General features: G+C 47.8%; 15 protein-coding genes and 1 pseudogene. 8 read left to right on the top strand and 8 right to left on the bottom strand.

The window, feature by feature from the left end:
• The first annotated feature begins 32 nt into the window (after window positions 1-32).
• The 8 genes from EAO37_RS00895 to EAO37_RS00860 all read left to right on the top strand — a co-directional run bounded on the left by EAO37_RS00895 (window position 33) and on the right by EAO37_RS00860 (window position 9,068).
• Window positions 33-1,568 carry an ABC transporter substrate-binding protein gene (locus EAO37_RS00895; protein ID WP_120951001.1) on the top strand — a complete coding sequence of 512 codons (1,536 nt, stop codon included), beginning with the start codon at window positions 33-35 and terminating at the stop codon, window positions 1,566-1,568.
• Complete coding sequence (locus tag EAO37_RS00890) at window positions 1,568-2,524, top strand: ABC transporter permease (RefSeq protein WP_120946293.1); 957 nt, start codon at window positions 1,568-1,570, stop codon at window positions 2,522-2,524. Before EAO37_RS00895 ends, EAO37_RS00890 begins: the two co-directional genes overlap by 1 nt.
• Window positions 2,521-3,303, top strand: a complete 783-nt coding sequence (locus EAO37_RS00885; RefSeq protein WP_120950999.1) for an ABC transporter permease — start codon at window positions 2,521-2,523, stop codon at window positions 3,301-3,303. Before EAO37_RS00890 ends, EAO37_RS00885 begins: the two co-directional genes overlap by 4 nt.
• Window positions 3,296-3,910: an ATP-binding cassette domain-containing protein gene (locus tag EAO37_RS00880; protein WP_120946296.1), complete on the top strand. Its 615-nt coding sequence runs from the start codon at window positions 3,296-3,298 to the stop codon at window positions 3,908-3,910. The genes EAO37_RS00885 and EAO37_RS00880 overlap by 8 nt, the downstream gene beginning before the upstream one ends.
• Window positions 3,907-4,548 carry a dipeptide/oligopeptide/nickel ABC transporter ATP-binding protein gene (locus EAO37_RS00875; protein ID WP_120946298.1) on the top strand — a complete coding sequence of 214 codons (642 nt, stop codon included), beginning with the start codon at window positions 3,907-3,909 and terminating at the stop codon, window positions 4,546-4,548. Before EAO37_RS00880 ends, EAO37_RS00875 begins: the two co-directional genes overlap by 4 nt.
• 244 nt (window positions 4,549-4,792) lie before the next feature.
• Complete coding sequence (locus tag EAO37_RS00870; protein WP_120950997.1) at window positions 4,793-5,908, top strand: tRNA pseudouridine(13) synthase TruD; 1,116 nt, start codon at window positions 4,793-4,795, stop codon at window positions 5,906-5,908.
• A gap of 110 nt (window positions 5,909-6,018) precedes the next feature.
• A complete protein-coding gene (locus EAO37_RS00865) occupies window positions 6,019-7,737 on the top strand; it encodes a tetratricopeptide repeat protein (protein WP_120950995.1) in 1,719 nt (572 codons plus the stop codon).
• Window positions 7,738-7,961: 224 nt separating this feature from the next.
• A complete protein-coding gene (locus EAO37_RS00860) occupies window positions 7,962-9,068 on the top strand; it encodes a Cj0069 family protein (RefSeq protein WP_120950993.1) in 1,107 nt (368 codons plus the stop codon).
• Here EAO37_RS00860 and EAO37_RS00855 read toward each other — a convergent pair.
• The 8 genes and pseudogenes from EAO37_RS00855 to EAO37_RS00820 form a co-directional block, all read right to left on the bottom strand.
• Window positions 9,060-12,023, bottom strand: a complete 2,964-nt coding sequence (locus EAO37_RS00855; RefSeq protein WP_205589713.1) for a DEAD/DEAH box helicase — start codon at window positions 12,021-12,023, stop codon at window positions 9,060-9,062. The genes EAO37_RS00860 and EAO37_RS00855 overlap by 9 nt on opposite strands.
• On the bottom strand, window positions 12,020-12,412 hold the full coding sequence (locus EAO37_RS00850) for a polymer-forming cytoskeletal protein (protein WP_120950991.1): 393 nt from the start codon (window positions 12,410-12,412) through the stop codon (window positions 12,020-12,022). The genes EAO37_RS00855 and EAO37_RS00850 overlap by 4 nt, the downstream gene beginning before the upstream one ends.
• Window positions 12,325-13,266 carry a M23 family metallopeptidase gene (locus EAO37_RS00845; RefSeq protein ID WP_120945848.1) on the bottom strand — a complete coding sequence of 314 codons (942 nt, stop codon included), beginning with the start codon at window positions 13,264-13,266 and terminating at the stop codon, window positions 12,325-12,327. Before EAO37_RS00845 ends, EAO37_RS00850 begins: the two co-directional genes overlap by 88 nt.
• On the bottom strand, window positions 13,253-14,152 hold the full coding sequence (locus EAO37_RS00840; protein ID WP_120950989.1) for a M23 family metallopeptidase: 900 nt from the start codon (window positions 14,150-14,152) through the stop codon (window positions 13,253-13,255). Before EAO37_RS00840 ends, EAO37_RS00845 begins: the two co-directional genes overlap by 14 nt.
• Complete coding sequence (locus EAO37_RS00835) at window positions 14,142-15,305, bottom strand: Mur ligase family protein (RefSeq protein ID WP_120950987.1); 1,164 nt, start codon at window positions 15,303-15,305, stop codon at window positions 14,142-14,144. Before EAO37_RS00835 ends, EAO37_RS00840 begins: the two co-directional genes overlap by 11 nt.
• A complete protein-coding gene (gene lptE, locus EAO37_RS00830; protein ID WP_120950985.1) occupies window positions 15,302-15,805 on the bottom strand; it encodes an LPS assembly lipoprotein LptE in 504 nt (167 codons plus the stop codon). The genes EAO37_RS00835 and lptE overlap by 4 nt, the downstream gene beginning before the upstream one ends.
• Window positions 15,802-18,217 (bottom strand): annotated as a pseudogene (gene leuS / locus EAO37_RS00825) (leucine--tRNA ligase). Before leuS ends, lptE begins: the two are co-directional and overlap by 4 nt.
• Window positions 18,214-18,558 carry a DUF6394 family protein gene (locus EAO37_RS00820; RefSeq protein ID WP_120945843.1) on the bottom strand — a complete coding sequence of 115 codons (345 nt, stop codon included), beginning with the start codon at window positions 18,556-18,558 and terminating at the stop codon, window positions 18,214-18,216. Before EAO37_RS00820 ends, leuS begins: the two are co-directional and overlap by 4 nt.
• Between the last annotated feature and the right edge of the window lie 8 nt (window positions 18,559-18,566).

Here is an 18,566-nt window from a genome sequence, read left to right as displayed (position 1 = left end):
TTTTTCACTTAGATTATACGCAAAGGGGATGCATGATTAAAACGCTTTTCTTAGCCACTCTCTTGGTGGCACAAATGTTTGCCACCACGCCCAAAGATACGATTGTGGTTGGCATTGAAAATGAAACCGCGCGCATCAACCCGCTGTTTGATGAGGATCATGACAGCGCGTTAGACTTTGTCTTCAGCGGTTTGACACGCTTTTCTCCGGACATGAAAATTGAACCAGATTTAGCCAAAAGCTGGACAGTGAGCAAGGACGGCTTGGTGTGGGTTTTTAATCTAAGACAAGATGTCAGCTGGCATGACGGGCAGAAATTCAGCGCGCAAGATGTGAAATTCACCATCGAACAGGCTCTTAATGAGAAACTCAACGCCCCTGCGCGCGCTAGCTTTGAGGAAGTCAAGAGCGTAGAGGTCCTAGGTCCCTACCAACTCAAGATCACCCTAAAATCCCCCTTCCCCCCCTTATTGGACGCTTTAAGCATAGGCGTGTTGCCCAAGCACCTCTTAGAGGGCAAGGATTTGAACACCGATGCCTACAACCAACACCCCATTGGCACAGGACCTTTTAAATTCGCCAAGTGGCAAAAGGGGAGTTATATCAGTTTTGTAGCCAATGAGCATTTTTATAGAGGAAGCCCCAAAGCCAAGAAGGTGATTTTAAAAATCGTGCCCGATTACAATGTGCGCACCTATGAGATCAAAAATGGCTCTTTAGATGTGGCGCTTGTAGAACCCAATCTGGTCAGGGCTTTAGAGCGCGATCCCCATATCAAGATCATGGACATGAAAAGCGCGGATTACCGGGCGTTGATGTTTAATTTCCATAACGATCTATTAAAGTCTTTGGCGGTGCGCCAAGCGATTAACTACGCCATCAATAGGGAACTTATCGCCCATAAGATTTTGCATGGTTATGGTTTTGCAGCCAATAACCCCATCCAAGCTAGCTGGGCTAATGACAAGAATGCCAAAAGTTACCCCTACAACCCCCAAAAGGCTAAGGAGATTTTGGGCAAAGCGGGCTGGAAACTCAAGGGGGGGGTGTTTTACAAAGATGGCAAGCCCTTAGAATTTGACATTTACGCCTTCAATAGCGATCCCTTGCGCGTTACCTTAGCTAATATTTTGCAAAGCGAATTAGCCAAAGTTGGGATCAAAGCCCATGCCATTGCCAAAAACCACGGGGCGTTTGAGATCAGCAAGGTGGATAGTTTCATCATCGGGTGGGGAAGTCCACTAGACCCTGATGTGCAAACTTACCGCGTTTTTAGCACTAAAATGGACGCGAGCGTCAATGAAAATGGCTGGAATTACAACCACTACAGCGACAAGGCGGTAGATGAAGCCCTGCTCAAGGCGCGCACCACAGATAAGATCGAACAGCGCAAATTGTGGTATGCCAAATTCATCCGCGCCTTGCATGAAGATCCTCCCTTTGCCTTTTTGGTGTATTTGCGCTACCCCCTAGCCTACCGCAGCAATATTACAGGCATCCAGTCCACGATTTTGGGACACCATGGGGCGCGCTTTACCTACAGCGTGCAAGAATGGAGTAAGCATTAGTGCTTGCTTTTATCGCTAAGAGGGTGCTAGGGGCGTTAGTGTTGCTATGCGTCTTTAGCTTTGTGATCTTTGTGGTGTTGCATTTTTCTAGTGGGAATGTGATCTCTGGAATTTATGGGGATAGTATCCAAGCCCTTAACCCGGCTATCAAAGCGCGCGTGATCGCCAATTTGGGTCTAGATCGCCCCTTGTTGGTGCGCTATTTCGAGTGGCTGGGGCGCGTCTTGCATGGGGATTTTGGTTTCAGCTTTGCAAGCGGGCAGAGTGTGGCGCAGATCATTCAAGAACGCCTGCCCTACACCTTGATTTTGGGTTTGAGCAGTTTTGTGTTGAGTTTTGTGCTAGCCCTTGTGTTAGGGGTGTTGAGCGCGTTATTTAAAGAGTCTTGGCTGGATAAGGTGGTGTTGTTGGGCAGTTTGGCTTTTTTTAGCATCCCTAATTTTTGGCTGGGCTTGGTGTTTATCATGTTTTTTAGCGTGATCTTGGGGATTTTTCCTAGCTCGGGGGTTTATGAGTTGGGGGGAGATGAGAGTTTGGGCGATTTAGCATGGCACATGGTCTTGCCCATCGCCGTGCTCACCCTCTCGCATCTAGCCATTTATATCCGCTTGGTGCGCAGCGTCTTGTTGGAGAGTTTGCAAGAACCCTTTGTAACCAGTTATCGTTCATGGGGGGTGAGTGAAAGGGTGATCCAGCTAAGATTGGTGTTGCGCTATTCTCTTTTGCCCATCATTAGTTATTTTGGGGCTAATGCGGCTGGGATTTTGGGAGGGACTTACATTGTAGAAAGCGTGTTTTCCATAGGGGGCTTAGGCAACACCACGATCAACGCCCTCCTTAGCAAGGACTACCCTCTAGCTTTGAGTATCATCTTACTGAGCACCATCGTAGTTGTGTTGTTCAATCTCTTGGTGGAGATCATGGCTAAACTCCTTAACCCTAGATGGCAAGCATGAAAACAGCGGCAATTTACGCGGTATGCATTTTGGCTGTGCTGATCTTGCTCCCCTATCTAGCCCCCTTTGATCCCACCCAAGTGGATCTAACCCAGCTCAAACTCCCCCCCTCTAGCGCGCATTGGCTGGGCACGGATTTTTTAGGGCGCGATGAACTCTCTAGACTCTTCTTTGCGCTCAGAACCTCTGTTTTCATCGGCTTGTTAAGCGGGGTATTTGCCATGTTGATCGCCTTTGGTTTTGCCTTCCTCTCTTTGAACGCGCCCAAGTGGATCCAGTCCTTATTATTGCGCTTTTTAGACGGGTTTTTATCTTTGCCTAACTTGCTCCTCATCTTGCTCTTTAGCGCGTTCAACCAGCGCGCCTTTGGCATGTTGAGCTTGAGCTTGCTCTTGGCGGTGTTTTCTTGGGGGAGCGTGGCTAAGGTGATCCATGACGAATTTGCCAATATCCGCACCCAAGAGTTTATCCTAAATGAAAGGGCACTAGGGGCGGGGCGTTTTGCGATCATGTTTACCCAAATCTTGCCCGTAGCCAAGAGTAGCGTGTTTGTGCTCTTTGTTAGCACCTGCGCGCATGCCATCAGCGCGGAAGCCTTGTTGAGCTTTTTTGGCTTAGGGCTCATGGTGGGGCAAGCCAGCTTAGGCAATATGCTCAATGAGGCTTCCCAAGCTATTTTTACAGGGGTATGGTGGTTGGTGCTAACTCCCGGGTTAGCCGTCTTTGGGCTAGTCTTTGGGCTTATGTTAATGGGGCAGAGGGTGCAAAAGCATGGTTGAAGTGGCGCACTTGGATATTTACGCCCCCCAAGCGCAAATCTTGCGCGATGTGAGTTTCACCACTGGGGCGCATTTGGCGATCTTGGGGAGTAGTGGGAGCGGGAAAAGCACGCTAGCTAAGGCGATCTGTGGGATTTTGCCCCACCACCTTAAAGCCCGATACGCCAAACTTGCCACCCATGGGCGTGCAGGCTATGTCTTCCAAGATTGTATCAGTTGCTTTTTCCCCTACCTGAGTATCCAAGACACCTTTAAAATGGTGCTAAAAGACAAACTCGCCCAAACCCCCCCCATTTTTGAACAACTCCATATCCCTAGTAAAGTCTGGGGGCTTTACCCTTATGAACTCAGTAGAGGCATGGCTAGTCGAATCCAAATCGCGCTAAATTTAGCCCTAGAAGCCAAGATTTTACTCTTAGATGAGGTAACCAGCTCTCTAGATAGCGCAAACACCAAAAGCGTGATCGATTTACTCTTGCAACTAGACACCCAAAGGCTTGTCATCACCCATGATGAGGAAGTGGCTTACGCCCTGTGTGAAACCGTGTTAGTGCTAGAAAGCGGGCAGATGACTTATTTTGGGGACAAGATGGGGTATTTTTCATGAGTTTAGAAGTGGCGCATTTAGAAAAATCCTATGGGCAATACCCCATTTTAAAGGACATTAGTTTTTGCGTGGAAAGCGGGCAATGTGTGGCTTTAATGGGTTCTAGTGGGAGTGGGAAAAGCACGCTGGCTAAGTGTATCGCTAGGTTAGAGAGTTTCCATCGCGGGCAAATTTTATACAAACAAACCAATGTTCTAACTCTCAAAGAAAAAGAGTTTAGAAAGACTATCCAGTATGTTTTTCAAGATCAACTCAGCGCGCTCAACCCGGCTAAATTGGTCAAAGACTTGTTGGGGAGTGTGTGTAGGCGCTTTGGTATCCAAGAGGATTTAGAGGCGATCATGCACCAAGCCAAACTCGCCCCCACGCTCTTAAAACGCTACCCTAGGGAGTTGAGCGGAGGGGAGAGACAGAGATTAGGGATCGCACGCGCGATGTTAGTGCGCCCCCAAGTCCTGCTCTTAGATGAGATCACCAGCGCGCTGGACAAGAAACTCAAATATGAAATTATGGAAGTGTTGATGGCTTACCAAGCGCGCCACCAAACCACCATGATTGCTATTACCCACGATAAAGCCATCGCCCAAAAATATTTCGCCCGCCATTTGCTTATTGAAAACGGGTGTTTAGTAGAATAGTATGTTACAATAGCCTTATTGAATTTGAGGAGTTTCCCATGCAAGACACTCTCAGCCAACAGCCAAAGCCACCAGATGCGCGCAACACAGCGGGGATATTGGGGGGGGGGGGGGGGGGGTAAATACCCATATACCCTCAAGTGGTTTGATCAACCTACAAAATGGGGGGTTGCTTTTAGAATATCTAAAAATATCAAGCGGTGCTTTTTATTACGAGTGATAGCTTTTAGATGTGGTTCTCCCCATGAACTTGCCTAGATTTTTTGCCAGCAGCCACGCGCCCATCGCGTTTCACTTCCACAAATGCCCTCGGGACTTCGCGGTGCAAGAAGAACCCCTGCATGCGTTCTATGGGCATGGGGATCATCTCATCGTGCAGGTGCGCAAGAAAAACAAGAGCACTTGGGAGATGCTTACGCTACTATCGCAAGTGCTAGGTTGCAATATTTCGGTCTTTGGCTATACCGGGCTTAAAGACAAACACACAATGGCGTTGCAATACATTTCCATGCCTAAAAGCTATGAAACCCAACTAGACAGGCATGTCCCCATGCTTGCCGAGCAAGGGATCAAAATCCTAAGAAGCACTGCCCACCCCCATAAATTGCACCTAGGGCATCTCAAGGGCAACCACTTTTCAGTGCGCCTTACAAAACTCGATCCAACCAACGCTGAAAGGATTAGCGGGGTGTTGCTTTTTTTACAGGCTTATGGTTTCCCCAATTACTTTGGGATACAACACTTTGAAAGCTGGGCGGATCATTTCAAACAGAATCAGGACAATAAAAGGATCGATCGAGTCTTGCTTTCTAAACAACAAAGTTACCTGTTCAACCAGTGGTTGAGCGCGCGTATGCGCTTGAATACCCTTGTGCGGGTACTTAGTCCTAGAGAGATTGTGCGCCATTTTAAATGCCTTAGTATAAGACAATCCCAAATTCTCAAAGCCCAACAGCACTATTTTAAACTCTTAAATGGCGATGTGCTATGCCAATATCCCTTTGGGCGGTGCTTTTATCACTACGACCAGGATTTAGGGCATGATGTGGAGCGTTTATACACCCACAGACTTGCCCCCACGGGGTTATTATCGGGGTATAGAGCGTTGCTTGCCAAAGATATTGCTGGCTTTTTTGAAGAGCCCTACAGTGGCTTAGTTGACATCCAAGGCGATCGCCGCTATGCCCTAGTGTTCCCCACGGATATTACTTTTCACTACAATATCCAAAAAATTCAGGGTGAACTGCGTTTTTTCTTGCCCAAAGGGGCTTATGCTACAATCTTTTTAGAAGAGCTTGCAGGCAAAGAGCTCTTTAACCTCGAAACCCCTGAGTCATCTCTTTCATCCCTTCTAACATGAGTCCTAATCCAAATCCATGCCCGCAAATCCCCAACCTTTCAGATTTTAGTGGGTATGTTAGTCTACCTGTGTTATCATACCCACTCACTTTACAAATCTAAGGAGTTTCCATGCAACACATTTCCAACCAACTCTCCCAACACCTCAAAGCCACCAAGCGCACCCACCGCTTGTTTTTATCCCTAGCCCAAGATATGGGGGGGGGGGGGGGTGAAGCCCTCCAAGAGGAAGTTAGCGATTTAAGCGCTAAGTTTAGCCAACTCTTAGACACTCTCAACACCTTTAACAAAGCCCTAGAAGAAACTTACCACCAAAGCGCAGAGGACGATCCCAATTTAGAAGATCTACTCTCCCAATCCAAACGCCTAAGAGTTAAAACCAACACCCACCTTAGTGCGCTCAAGAGTGCTCAAGAGGGCGCACAGATTTTAGAACATGCCAATGGACTTGCTAAACCCCTAGAGGATTTAGAAATCTTGTTAGCAACTTTTCAAGAGGGCTTTAGTTCTTTATGTGTTACTAGCCAAAGCACACCCTCAAACCAAGCCACCCCCACACTCCAAAACACACCCCCCAATGACAACACCCCACAGGTCAAACCTCTATGGAAATACGGGGCTAACACTTTGCAAGCTTTTAAAGATTACATGAAAGCCAAAGATGCAGGGAGTGCTAGTGCGTGGCTAGAATTAGGCAAGATGGCAGTTGAGGGCATTGTTTTATACCCTGATAACAATGTGGCGATGCGTTGTTTTGAAAAAGCCATAGAATTAGGCTCAGTGCAGGCAATGATGGAGTTGGGCAAGATTTATGTGGAGAATGGGGACATCCAAATCCTAGAGTATGGGAGTGGGGAAGCCATTAGCGGGCAAGAGATAGAAAACGCCCTAAACCCCCTAAAAGATGACCTAGAGAGTGAGGATTATTTAGCAATCCTTAAAACCTGCCAAGTCTTTAAAGATAAAAACATTTCTAATTGCGAACAAAAGGCAAAAGAGCTTTTTGAAAAAGCGGTCAGCTTAGGCGAGGGGCGGGGGTATTTGGGGTTAGCTGAAATGTCTTATGATGATGAAGACAGAGCTAAGGAGTATTGCAAGCAAGCCATCAGGTTGTTAAAACCCCAAGCCCAAAAGGGCGATGGCGAGGCTTGTGTGCTTTTAGGTGAGATTGCAAAAGAGGTTATGGGCTTTGACAACCAAGAGAGTGTCCCCCTTTACAAAAAGGCTATTGATTTAGGTTATGCGGACGGGTATAGCTATTTGGCTCATTTTTTTAATGCAAGCATGCTAGGCAGGGCAACAGCAGAAGAAAGAGAGGAGCAGAGCAACGCCTACCTTAAACAAGGGGCGAAGTTAGGCAGTGGTAAGTGCGCTAGTGGCTTAAGCCCCTCTATGGAGAATCTATCTTATGAGGGCAGAGATGATTTAGAGGATTTTGAGCTAGCCGTCTGGCAGTCTATAGAGTTTATGGATAGACTCATGGAGTGCTTGAAGTTGCAAGAATTTGTCGCCCTGCAGTGCAGACACCATAGAGTGCTTTTGCGCTTGTTAGAAAACCTAAGTTTGGCAAGGGCAATTAATAAGCGCATTGGCTTAGGGGCGATTGAGGCTTACCAACCCTTGTTAGAGCTTGGAAAGAGTAAAATCTTTGAGATCACCAATGCCCTAGTGCGCCCCAATGCTTGGTTTGCTGAAAGTGTAGGGTCTAACCGCAAGGGCTTGGATAGGCTATTTGATCTTGTCTATGGCAATCTTAGAGCGTTTGCCAAGCCCTATGACAACAGCTACAAGAAGGTCAATGCTGAGGGAGAGGTCGAACTTAACCTCTAGTAGGTGCTAGGGATCGCAAGAAAAAGCCTTCGCGAGGGCTTTGGCTAATCCCCAAAAAAGCGCACACGAAGCCCTAAAGCTTTGCTTAGGGGCTTAATCCCAACACCAACGCGCGTTGGTGTCCTTAACACCCCCAAGAAACTCTTGCAACCTGCCCCAATTCCTTGCCAATAATGTTACAATAAGGCTAGCGGATCACCGCAAAAATCTTTTGGAGGATTTGTATGAAAAAGCATGTGGTATTTTTTGAGGCAGTGGGCGGGACGGACAAGGGCAGAGATGGGCACAGACGCGACAGCGTGCCCATGATGGACTACCTAAAAAAAATGGGTTGGCAGGCTGAGGTGGTGCAACTCACCGATGAGATTTTAAAAGATGCTGAGAAAACCAAGGGCATTTATGAGTATGTGCAAGCGCATGCCGATGCCTATGTTTCCCGAGTCAATCCGGGCAATCTCAAAGAGGAAAAACTCTATTTTGATCTCTTGCGCAAACTCTGCGATCATGGCGTGGTTGGCATGCCCCACCCAGACGCGATGATTGGCTATGGGGCAAAGGACGCGCTCACTAAATTAGCCGACACCGAGCTAGTGCCCGATGACACTTACGCCTATTACGACAAAGAGGAGGCAAAACGCATTGGGGTTACTTGGGCAGATAAACACGACTTGAAAAAGACTTTCCCTAAAACTTTAGCTAAGGGTGAGCGAGTCTTAAAGCAAAATCGCGGCTCTACTGGGGAGGGCATTTGGCATGTGCAATTAGAAGAGCCTCTGCCTGCAGGGGTTAGCCAAGTGCCCTTAGATGCTAAAATTAAATGCATTGAAGCGGTGGATAACCATGTCGAGCACCGCAAGCTGGGCGAATTTATGGATTTTTGTGAGAAATATTTAGTGGGGGATAATGGCATGCTCGTGGATATGACCTTTTTACCCCGCATTAAAGAGGGCGAAATCCGTATTTTAATGCTCTACAAACACCCCATTTATGTGGTGCATAAAAAACCCGCTGAGGGCGCAGACGCGTTTAGCGCGACTCTTTTTAGTGGGGCGAAGTATCGCTATGACAAACCCGAACAATGGAACGATCTAGTGCATTACTTCTTGCGCCAACTCCCCCACATCCAAACCAAACTAGGCAATTACGACCTACCCCTCATTTGGACAGCCGATTTCATTTTAGACACCGATGAGCATGGCAAGGACAAATATATTTTAGGTGAGATCAACTGCTCTTGTGTGGGCTTTACCACCCCTATAGAGTTCTTGGACAAAACCGCGCGCAAAGTGGCTAATACCATCATTGACATTTTAGAGGACAAATTAAGCTAGCGCGCGCTCTAAATACTCTAGCAAGGTGTTTAGCACCTCGCTATCGTCCTTGCTGGGGGCTTGCAGATACACGGGTTTGGGGAGGTGCAAGGTGATATGCTGTTGGTGGTGGGTGATCTTGGGGATTTGGAGTTTGTTGGCTAGGATTTTGATACGCGTGATCGCCAAGAATTGCGCGCTCATGCGATCTAGCGCGCCAAAGCGATCTTGAATTTCGCGCTGAATCTCTAGCACCTGCTCCACCTCTTGACAATGGCAAAGCCGTCTATACAACTCCAAGCGCAGGGCATTACTGGTAATAAGCTGCGCATTTAAAAAAGCGCTCACGGCTAATTTGAGCTCCACACAGCTACGCGCCCCCAAAGAGCCACTTTTTTCTTGTAACGCGTCTTCAAGCATACGCGCATACAGCGCATACCCAATACTCTTAATATGCCCGCTTTGATGACTCCCTAGCAAATTCCCCCCGCCTCGAATCTCCAAATCGTGCAAAGCGATATGCGCCCCACTCCCCAAATGGGCGTTTTTCTCTAGGGCAAGCAGGCGTTTTTGCGCGCTCTCATTTAAAGCGCGCTTATCCTCTATCAAAAAATAACAAAACCCCTCATGCGTGCCCCGACCTACGCGCCCTCGAAGTTGGTGCAAATCGGCTAGCCCAAAACTATGGGCGTGATCAATGATGATCGTATTGGCATTGGGGAGGTGAATCCCCGATTCGACAATGCTGGTGCATAGCAAGAGTTCAAAGCCCCCTTGTGCAAATTCCAAAATCAAGCTTTCCGCTTGGGCAGCAGGGGTTTTAGAGTGCAGTATCTCCACTCTAAGATGGGGCAAGAGGTTTTGCAACATCTTTTGGATGATGGGCATGCTTTGAATATGGTTATAAATGTAAAACACCTGTCCCTTGCGCCTAAGCTCTCTTAAAATGATCTCTTTGAGCAACCCCGGGGATTTTTCTTTCACAAAGGTGCGCACGGGGAGTTTGCTCTCTGGGGGGGTGGCTAGATAACTAATATCCTTGATCTGTGCTAAAGCCATGCTTAGGGTGCGCGGGATAGGGGTAGCAGACATGCTAAGCAGATGCACATTTTGGGCTAAAGTTTTGATCGCCTCCTTTTGCTTGACTCCAAATTTATGCTCCTCATCCACCACTACCAGTCCTAAGTTTTGAAACTCTGCCCCTAAGAGCGCGTGCGTGCCCACCACCACATCAATATCTCCCTCTTGCAAGCCTTTTAAAATGCGTGCCTTGTCCTTGCTAAAGCGATCGAGTTTGGCAACTTGGATTTTAAAGGGGCTTAGGCGCGCTTGCAAGGTGGCGAAATGTTGGTTGGATAAAAGCGTGGTGGGCACAAAGAGCGCGCTCTGTCTCTTGGCTAGGGCGAGCGCATAAATGGCTACAAGAGCGATCTCAGTTTTGCCAAAGCCCACATCTCCATTTAAGAGGCGATCCATCACATGCCCACTGGCTAGATCGCCTAAAACCTCCTCTATGGCGCGTTCTTGATCCTCTGTAAGCTTAAAGGGGCGCGCGCGCTCAAAGGCTTTTAATTGGGCAGAATTAGGCACAATTTGCACCCCCTCAAGCAGCATGCGCTTGGCATGCGCGCTGATAATATCCCCAGCCAGCCCCAATAACTCGGCGCGCACTTTAGCTTTGAGCTTGCTAAAACTCCCCTTGCCTAATTTGTCCAGTATGGGCGTGTTGGGGGCGATGTAGCGCTCTAACAGGTGCAGATTTTCTACTGGCACAAAGAGGCGATCGTGGTTTTGATACTCTAGGGCGATAAAGTCGCGCACACTCCCCAAAACACTTTGTTGCACCAACCCCTGAAAAAGCCCCACCCCATAGTCCTCATGCACCACAAAATCCCCACTACTTAGCTCACTTAAAGCAAAGTTTAAGGGTTTGGCTTTGGGGGGTTTGGGGTAGGTGTGCAGAGAGATAAAAATGTGCGTGGGGGTGCTAAAATGCAGGACGCAATCTGAAATACAGGTTCTGACATGGGGTTCTAGAGGGGGTAAGCTATCATGAGCGCGGTGCAATAGCGTGATCTGGTGTTGGGGGTGCAAAGCGCAAAAATCGCTTAAGTTTTTTAGGGGCAAATTCAAATCTTGGCAGTTTGGGGGCGTGTCTAATTGGGGCAGGGCTAGGATTTTCTCTAGAGGCGCTCTATACCCTAGAGTGGCGTATTCTTGGGCTTCTTGGTGTGCCTCTGGGCTTAAAAGTGCGCTGTATTCTTGCCATAGATACACCCCAAAGTCTTGCAAAACCCACCAACCCAAAGAGGCAATATCGGGCACTAAACTATCGGTGTTTAAGCCCTCAAGGCGCGCTAAAAGGGTAGCGTGTTGTTGCTCAGTGAGGCTAAAGAGCGCGGGGGGGATTTGCAAGCATTCTAAGAGTTGTGGATCGCTAAGTTGGGTGGCTAGATTAAAAGTTTTAATGTCCTCACATTCCTCTCCAAAAAAGCTTAGGCGGTGGGGTTTGGGCGATCCGGGGGTAAAAATGTCTATAATATCCCCGCGCACGCTCACCTCTCCGACCAACTCCACCATCTCCACAAATTCATAGCCATAGGCGCGTAGGCGTGTCTGTAACTCAGATAGAGGATAGACTTCTAGGGCTTGGATGCTAAAACTTTGGCATAAAAAGGGCTTGGGTAGGGGGTATAAAAGCGCGCTCAAAGGGGCGATGAGCAAACAATCTTGTTTGGCTTCTTGGGCTTGATAAAAGAGGCGCAACTGGCTTAAAAGCGCGCTAAGTTCTGCACTAAAGGCGCGCATGTCATCCAAGTAGTGGGCTCTAAGCTCAGGGAAGATAAAGAGGGCTTTTTGGGGGGCAAAAAAGCGCGCTACTTGGGCGCACTGGCGCGCCTGCGCGTCATCTTGCACAATGAGTATTGTGCTCTCAAGCCCTTTTAAAAGGGCGCTATAAAGGCTGGCTTGAATCAAGTTTTAGAATCCGCCCTATTTTCTAACAAGGGATGGGCGTTATCTTTGGGGCGACTCTCGCCCACCAAAATCCCCTTGCGTTCGATGACAAGCTCGGAGCTGACGATCTTGCCATCTACAAAGCCCAAGGGCATGATTTCAATTAAATCGGCATGGGCATTGCCATTGAATTTGCCACTCACGATCAAGCGGGGGGCAAAAATATCCCCCACTACAATCCCGTTTTTGCCAATCACAACGGTGTTGCTAGAATGGATTGTCCCCTCCACCTCCCCATCAATATGTAGGTGGCAATCCATCTTCAAAGTCCCTTGGAGTTTGCTCCCTTGGGCGATGATGGTGGCAGATCCGTTAGCAGCTTGTTTATGGTCGTTAGTAAAGATGGCCATGCGATATTCCTCTCTTGTGTGAAGATAAAATCAAAATTCCTCATATTCCATTTGATGAAAAAGATGGGGTTGATGGGCTTGTCCATAAAGCGCACTTCATAGTGCAGGTGGGGTCCCGTGCTCATCCCAGAGCTCCCACTATAGGCGATGAGTTGCCCTTTTTTGACAAATTCCCCATCTTTGACCACAATTTTATGCAAATGTGCGTAATAGGTTTTAAACCCAAAGGGGTGGTAAAGCTTGATGAGTCGCCCATAACCCCCATTCCACCCATTGCCCGCTAACCCCACCACCCCATTAGCCGTAGCATACACCGGGGTGTCAATGGGGGTGCTTAAATCCACGCCGGTGTGATCTTGCATGCGGTGTAAAATGGGGTGGAAACGCCTAGAAAACTCGGCAGAAATGCGTTTATAAGATTCTAGGGGGTTGTCATTGGGGATAAAGCGCATGATGAAACTTTTCTGTGCCCCTGTGATACTAGCCACATCTAAGCGCGCGCTCAACGGGGTTTTGTCTTCTTGAGCGTCATTTTCCACACCCACAGTATTTTCTAAATCATTGACTTTCTCCCCGGCTAATAGCAAATCTTCCACATAGCCCTGCACTTCCTTACTCAATAAGGTGTGTTTTTTTGAGCTTTTGAGAAATTCGGCGCGCAAAATTTTAATTTGGGCTTTATTGCGCGCTATTTGGGTGTCAAAGATATAGAGCACCGCGATCAAAAATAAAATCACACTCAACACCAATAACAAAACATAGTAGGCAATCTGCTTGTAAATGGCTAACACATTGAGGGATTTGCTCCCATCTTGGTAAGTGAAGACGAGAATCAAACGCCTATTTAACCACATTTAGCACACCTTTAGAGGGATTGCGGGGGGTGTAGTTTTGGGTTTGGGCGATGTCTTCAATGCTATAAAAGAGATTCTTCCAATTAATAGGCGAATCGGTTTGGAAGACGCTTTCAAAATTGGCTAAACTCCACGCCAAATAAGCGGGCATATTGACCACCTGCCCTAAAAAGCGCACTTCATAGTGCAACCCAGCACTATAGCCCACCAAATCTCCTTTATGCACGAAACTATTGGGTTTTAGCGCAATGTGGCTCAAATGCGCGTAAATAGAGCTAAAGCCAAAGGCATGTTCTAAGCGCACCAAATTCCCATACCCCTGTCTGCCTAGTAACACCACATCTACGATTCCACTTGCGCTGGCATAAACGGGGGTGTTAGGAGAGGTGGTAAAATCATAGCCCGCGCGTGTGTGGAGCTTGTTAGGCACGGGGGGGGTGAAGACTTTATGTGTGTAAGTTGGCACGGGCACACCATTGGGGATCAAGGCTAGGGCTAAATGCTTGCTGGCTAAGGGGAGGGATTTTAAATTAATACGGCTATAAGCTTGCGCGTTGAGTGTGTCCCCTTTGTTGATTTTTAAGATGTTCTCTAAATTTCTAATTTGGTGGCTCACAATAGCGATCTCTTGAGTCTTGTGCTGGATGTCTTGCTTGAGCGCGTCATTTCTGTGGTAGAGTTCTTGGTATTTGGCTTCGCTGATACGCTTTTCTAAAGTGATCTTGCCTAGTTTTTTGACTAAATAGCCCAGCCCCACCCCCCCCACTACAAGGCACACGCACAAGATCAACAGCGCGATCACCAAGTATTGCTTGAGATTTCTAGAGAGTCTAAGCTGTTTAGAACCGCCCTCATCAATGATGGTGAGCACGAGTTTATCTTGCATAGTATCCCTTTAAAAAGGCGCGCACCACGCTAAAAGACCCCCCGACCACCCAAAGCGCGCGCACCGCCTTAAAATCTTCCCAACTAAAGCGCGCCCATGCTATGCCCACACTTTCCAACATGCGCGTGAGTTCTTGCGTATCTATTAGCTGGGGGTCTTTAAATTCCAAGACCCACACCTGCGCGATGAGGGGTTTTAGACATGCCAAGACACCCCGCGCGTCTTTTCTAGCGTAGCTATTATAAACCAAGTGGATTTTTTCACCTCCAAAATTCTCCTGCAAAGCAAGCTTGAGGGCTTGCGCCCCGCTGACATTATGCACCACATCTAGGATCAAGCGATCTTCTAGGCGTTCGAATCGAGCGCGCAAATTGAGTGCAGGAATGGGAGGGGTGTAGGGAATTTTGAGCGTTTCTAAAGTGCTGAGCGCGCTTTGAAAATTCTGGGCTAAAAAAGGGGGGTAGCGGTGTTGCTTGGCATAACCAATAGCGATTCCTTGGGGAGGGCTAACGCTCAATAAGGGCAAAGCGTAATCTTGAGCCATCTGCTTGGCTTGCTTGGTGATCTGGGGTTCTTGGGGGGCTAAAATGATGGGGGTATGGGGGGCTAGAGTGCAAAGGGCTTTTAATTTCGTGTGGGCGATCTGCTCCAAGGTGTCGCCTAAGCGATCGGTATGATCTAGGCTAATGGGGGTGAAGATCAGCGCACAGCGCGCGCGTAAACTTGTCGTGCTATCCCATTCCCCCCCTAAGCCCGCTTCGGCTACCAAGTAATGGCAATCTTGCGCGAGGATGAGGGCAAGTAAGGTCATGTATTCAAAAAAGCTAATCTTAGGGTCTAGGTGGAGTTCTTGCAAACGCGCGTGGGCATGCTCTAATTCTAAATCACCCACCAGAGCGCGATCTCTATAAAAGCGTTCGTTGAGCGTTAAAAGATGTGGCGATGAGAAGTGCAACACTTTGAAACCCGCTTGCTCTAACATTAAAGTGAGAAAACGCCCTGTGCTCCCCTTGCCATTGGTGCCCACAATTTGGATTTTAGGGACATTATCCTCAAAGCGTTCTAAAAAGCGCGCGTAAATTCTAGGAAAACGCGTTGGATCAAAGGGCGCGTATTCTTGTGCTAGAGAAGTGAGAAAGGCGTTTAAATTCATTTGTTTAACTTGCCCTCATAAGCGATTTGGGAGACAAATTGAGTCAAAGTTTGATCCAAAGCTTGGGAGATGGCATAAAAGCGGTTATTGTAAGTGGTTAAGGGGTTTTGCAAGGACACTGCGTAGTTATAATACCCGCTATCCTTAAATTTCTTCACCACGCCCTTCTTATTGTCATAAGTGTAGTCCACATACACCGTGGCGCGATAAAAGGTAGTAAAACCCTCTTGGTTTTGGCTAATAGAGGTGTCGATCACCCTAGTGATCTCTATGGTGATGATCGAATCGGCTTGCGCCTCACTGGTTAAGGTGTTTTGGAAGCGTTGCACAATCACGCGGTTGAGCATGTCCTTAAAAGCGACAGAGTTTTTAGGGTTGGGGAGGTTGACAACTAGACGCACGAAAATCCCCTGTCCTAGCGCGTTTTGCGCAAAAGTGGCGATGGGTTGGTAACCACAGCCACCCATCACCAATGCTAACGCCACAACCCACGCTCTCATCGCAAAACAAAATTCACCAACTTAAAAGGCACGATCACCTCTTTAAGAATTTCCTTGCCCTCCAGCCATTTATGCGCCTGCTCTTTGGCTTGGGCTAAAAGGGCATTTCGATCTAAATCCTTAGCCACGATGATACTCGCGCGCTTTTTACCATTGATCGTAATAGCGATCTCGATATTATCTTGCTCTAGAGCGGTGGTATCCACCTCTTGGGGTTTGAAATTTTGGCATTTAAAGAGTCGCTCAGCGATCTCGAAGCAAACATGGGGGATAAGGGGCTCTAGCACATGGGTTAAAATGTAATAAGCCTCGCTCCAAAGGGTGGGGTTGGTGGTTTTTTCTAGGGTGTTAAGAGCTTCCATGCACGCAGCAATGAGGGTGTTAAAGGGGTAACCGGGTTGTTTTTTTGCAAAAATGGCATGGCATTTTTGTAAGGCTAAATGCACCTTAGCGCGCGCCTGCTTTTCTATGGCGTTAAGGTTTTGTGCTCTGGGGGGGTGATCGCAGGGTTGGGCTAGAAAAGACTTTTCATAAAAGCGTTTGAGAAAGCGCGCGCTGCCCTCTAGTGCCTGATCATTCCAATCAAGCTCTTTACTAGGCGGGGCGACAAAGTGGATATAAAGCCGTGCGATGTCCGCGCCATACTTTTCTAAAATCTCTTGAGGGCTGACCACATTCCCCTTAGATTTGCTCATCTTCGCCCCATTTTTAAGCACCATGCCCTGAGTGGTCAGACAAGTAAAGGGCTCATCCAGTTTGAGATACCCCAAATCGCGCAACACTTTAGTAAAAAAGCGCGCGTAGAGTAGGTGTAAGATCGCATGCTCCACCCCGCCGATGTATTCATCCACGCCCAACCAATAGGCGAGCTCTTTAGGATCAAAGGCTTGTGTGTCCCAAAGCTCTTTGGGTGTGGTGTAGCGCAAGAAATACCAGCTAGATTGAAAAAAGGTGTCCATCGTGTCGCATTCCCTTTGGGCACTGCGCCCACACTCAGGGCAAAGACAAGCTTTAAACGCAGGGTGTTTTTCTAAAGGGTTGCCCTCCCCATCAATTTTGACATCTTCAGGCAACAAAATAGGCAAGTTTTCTAGTTTTTCAGGCACAAGTCCACAATGATCGCAACGCACCATGGGGATGAGCGCGCCCCAGTAGCGTTGGCGTGAGATACCCCAATCTTGCAGGCGGTAATGGGTGATACGCCGCCCCAAGCTCTGCTTTTCAAAGAGATCGCTTAATTTTTCGCGCGCTTGTTCAGGAGTTAGTCCGTTGTAAGTATCGCTGTGTTCTAAAAATCCTTTTTCATTGATGACTTGCTTAATGGGGATGTTTAAAAGCGCAGCAAATTCGCCATCGCGTGTGTCGTGTGCGGGCACGCCCATCAAAGCCCCGCTCCCATAACTCTCTAGCACGAAGTTAGCCACATAAATGGGGACGCGCTCTTGGGTTAAGGGGTGCAAAGCATACAAGGGCAATAAAACCCCTTTTTTCTCTATTGAGCGCGCGCGTGCGCTAGTGTTTTGCATCTCTAGTATGGCTTGTGCGCTGGCTTGATCTAAATGCTCCCCTTGTAATAGCGCGCTCACTATGGGGTGCCCGGGGGCTAGGGCGATGAAAGTTACCCCATAAATGGTGTCTATACGGGTGGTGAAAACCTCAATTTGGGCATGTGTGTCTGCCAAGAGGGCGACACTTTCAGAGGCTAAACTAAAAGCAAAGGCTAAGCCTTGTGATTTGCCAATCCAATTTTCTTGCATGCGCAAAACTTGGCTAGGCCAATGCCCCTCTAGGTTTTTGAGTTCGTCTAAGAGTTCTTCGGCGTATTTAGTGATCTTCAAGTAGTATTGGGGCATTTGTTTTTGCACCACAGGGGTATCACAACGCCAACATTTCCCCTCAACCACCTGTTCATTAGCTAGCACTGTGTGATCTTTAGGACACCAATTCAGCCACGCCTCTTTTTGATAGACCAAGCCTTTTTTATACATTTCAATAAAAAAAGCCTTGTTCGATCTTGGTGTAGTGGGGATCGCAGGTGGCAAACTCTCGCGTTTTAGAAAAAGAAAAGCCCAAAGCTTGAAATTCGGCACGCATGTTAGCGATGTTTTCATAAGTCCATTGTTTGGGGTGGATACCATATTGAATTGCGGCATTTTCTGCTGGCATGCCAAAGGCATCAAAGCCCATCGGGTGTAAGACATTATAGCCCACTTGGCGGTAATAGCGCGCTAGCGCGTCCCCAATAGCGTAATTGCGCACATGCCCCATGTGAATCGCTCCACTAGGGTAGGGGAACATGCTTAAGATGTATTGTTTGGGTTTGCTAAAATCGCTCAAGGGTTCAAACACCCCGCTTTGCGCCCAAATGTCCTGCCATTTTGCTTCTATAGTGTGTGGATTGTAGTGTTTCATTGGTATTCCGTATCTGTGGTTTTAGCCCCATCAATGATGATGACGATCAAACAAAAAACATTGCTCAGTAGCGCGCCAATCATCAGCATAGAGGCGTAAATATTGTTATTGAGGATTTGGAAGAAAATAAAGGCAGGGATGAGGTGCAAGAGAGCGCAGAGCGAGCCTCCCAAGAGTTCTGAGGCGAATTGTTTTTGCACCCCGATTTTAAGTGTGGTGGTGATGAGGTTAAGCGCTAGGGCAATAAATAACACCACTACACCAGGATCGTAAAAGAAACTAGCCACTGAAGTGGTGCTCCCCAAACTAAAGATCACAAAAGCGACACGACCCCAATCCATAACACTCC

Source organism: Helicobacter sp. L8 (assembly GCF_003660355.1).
Lineage (GTDB): Bacteria > Campylobacterota > Campylobacteria > Campylobacterales > Helicobacteraceae > Helicobacter > Helicobacter labacensis.
This window is presented reverse-complemented; position numbering and strand designations above follow the sequence as displayed.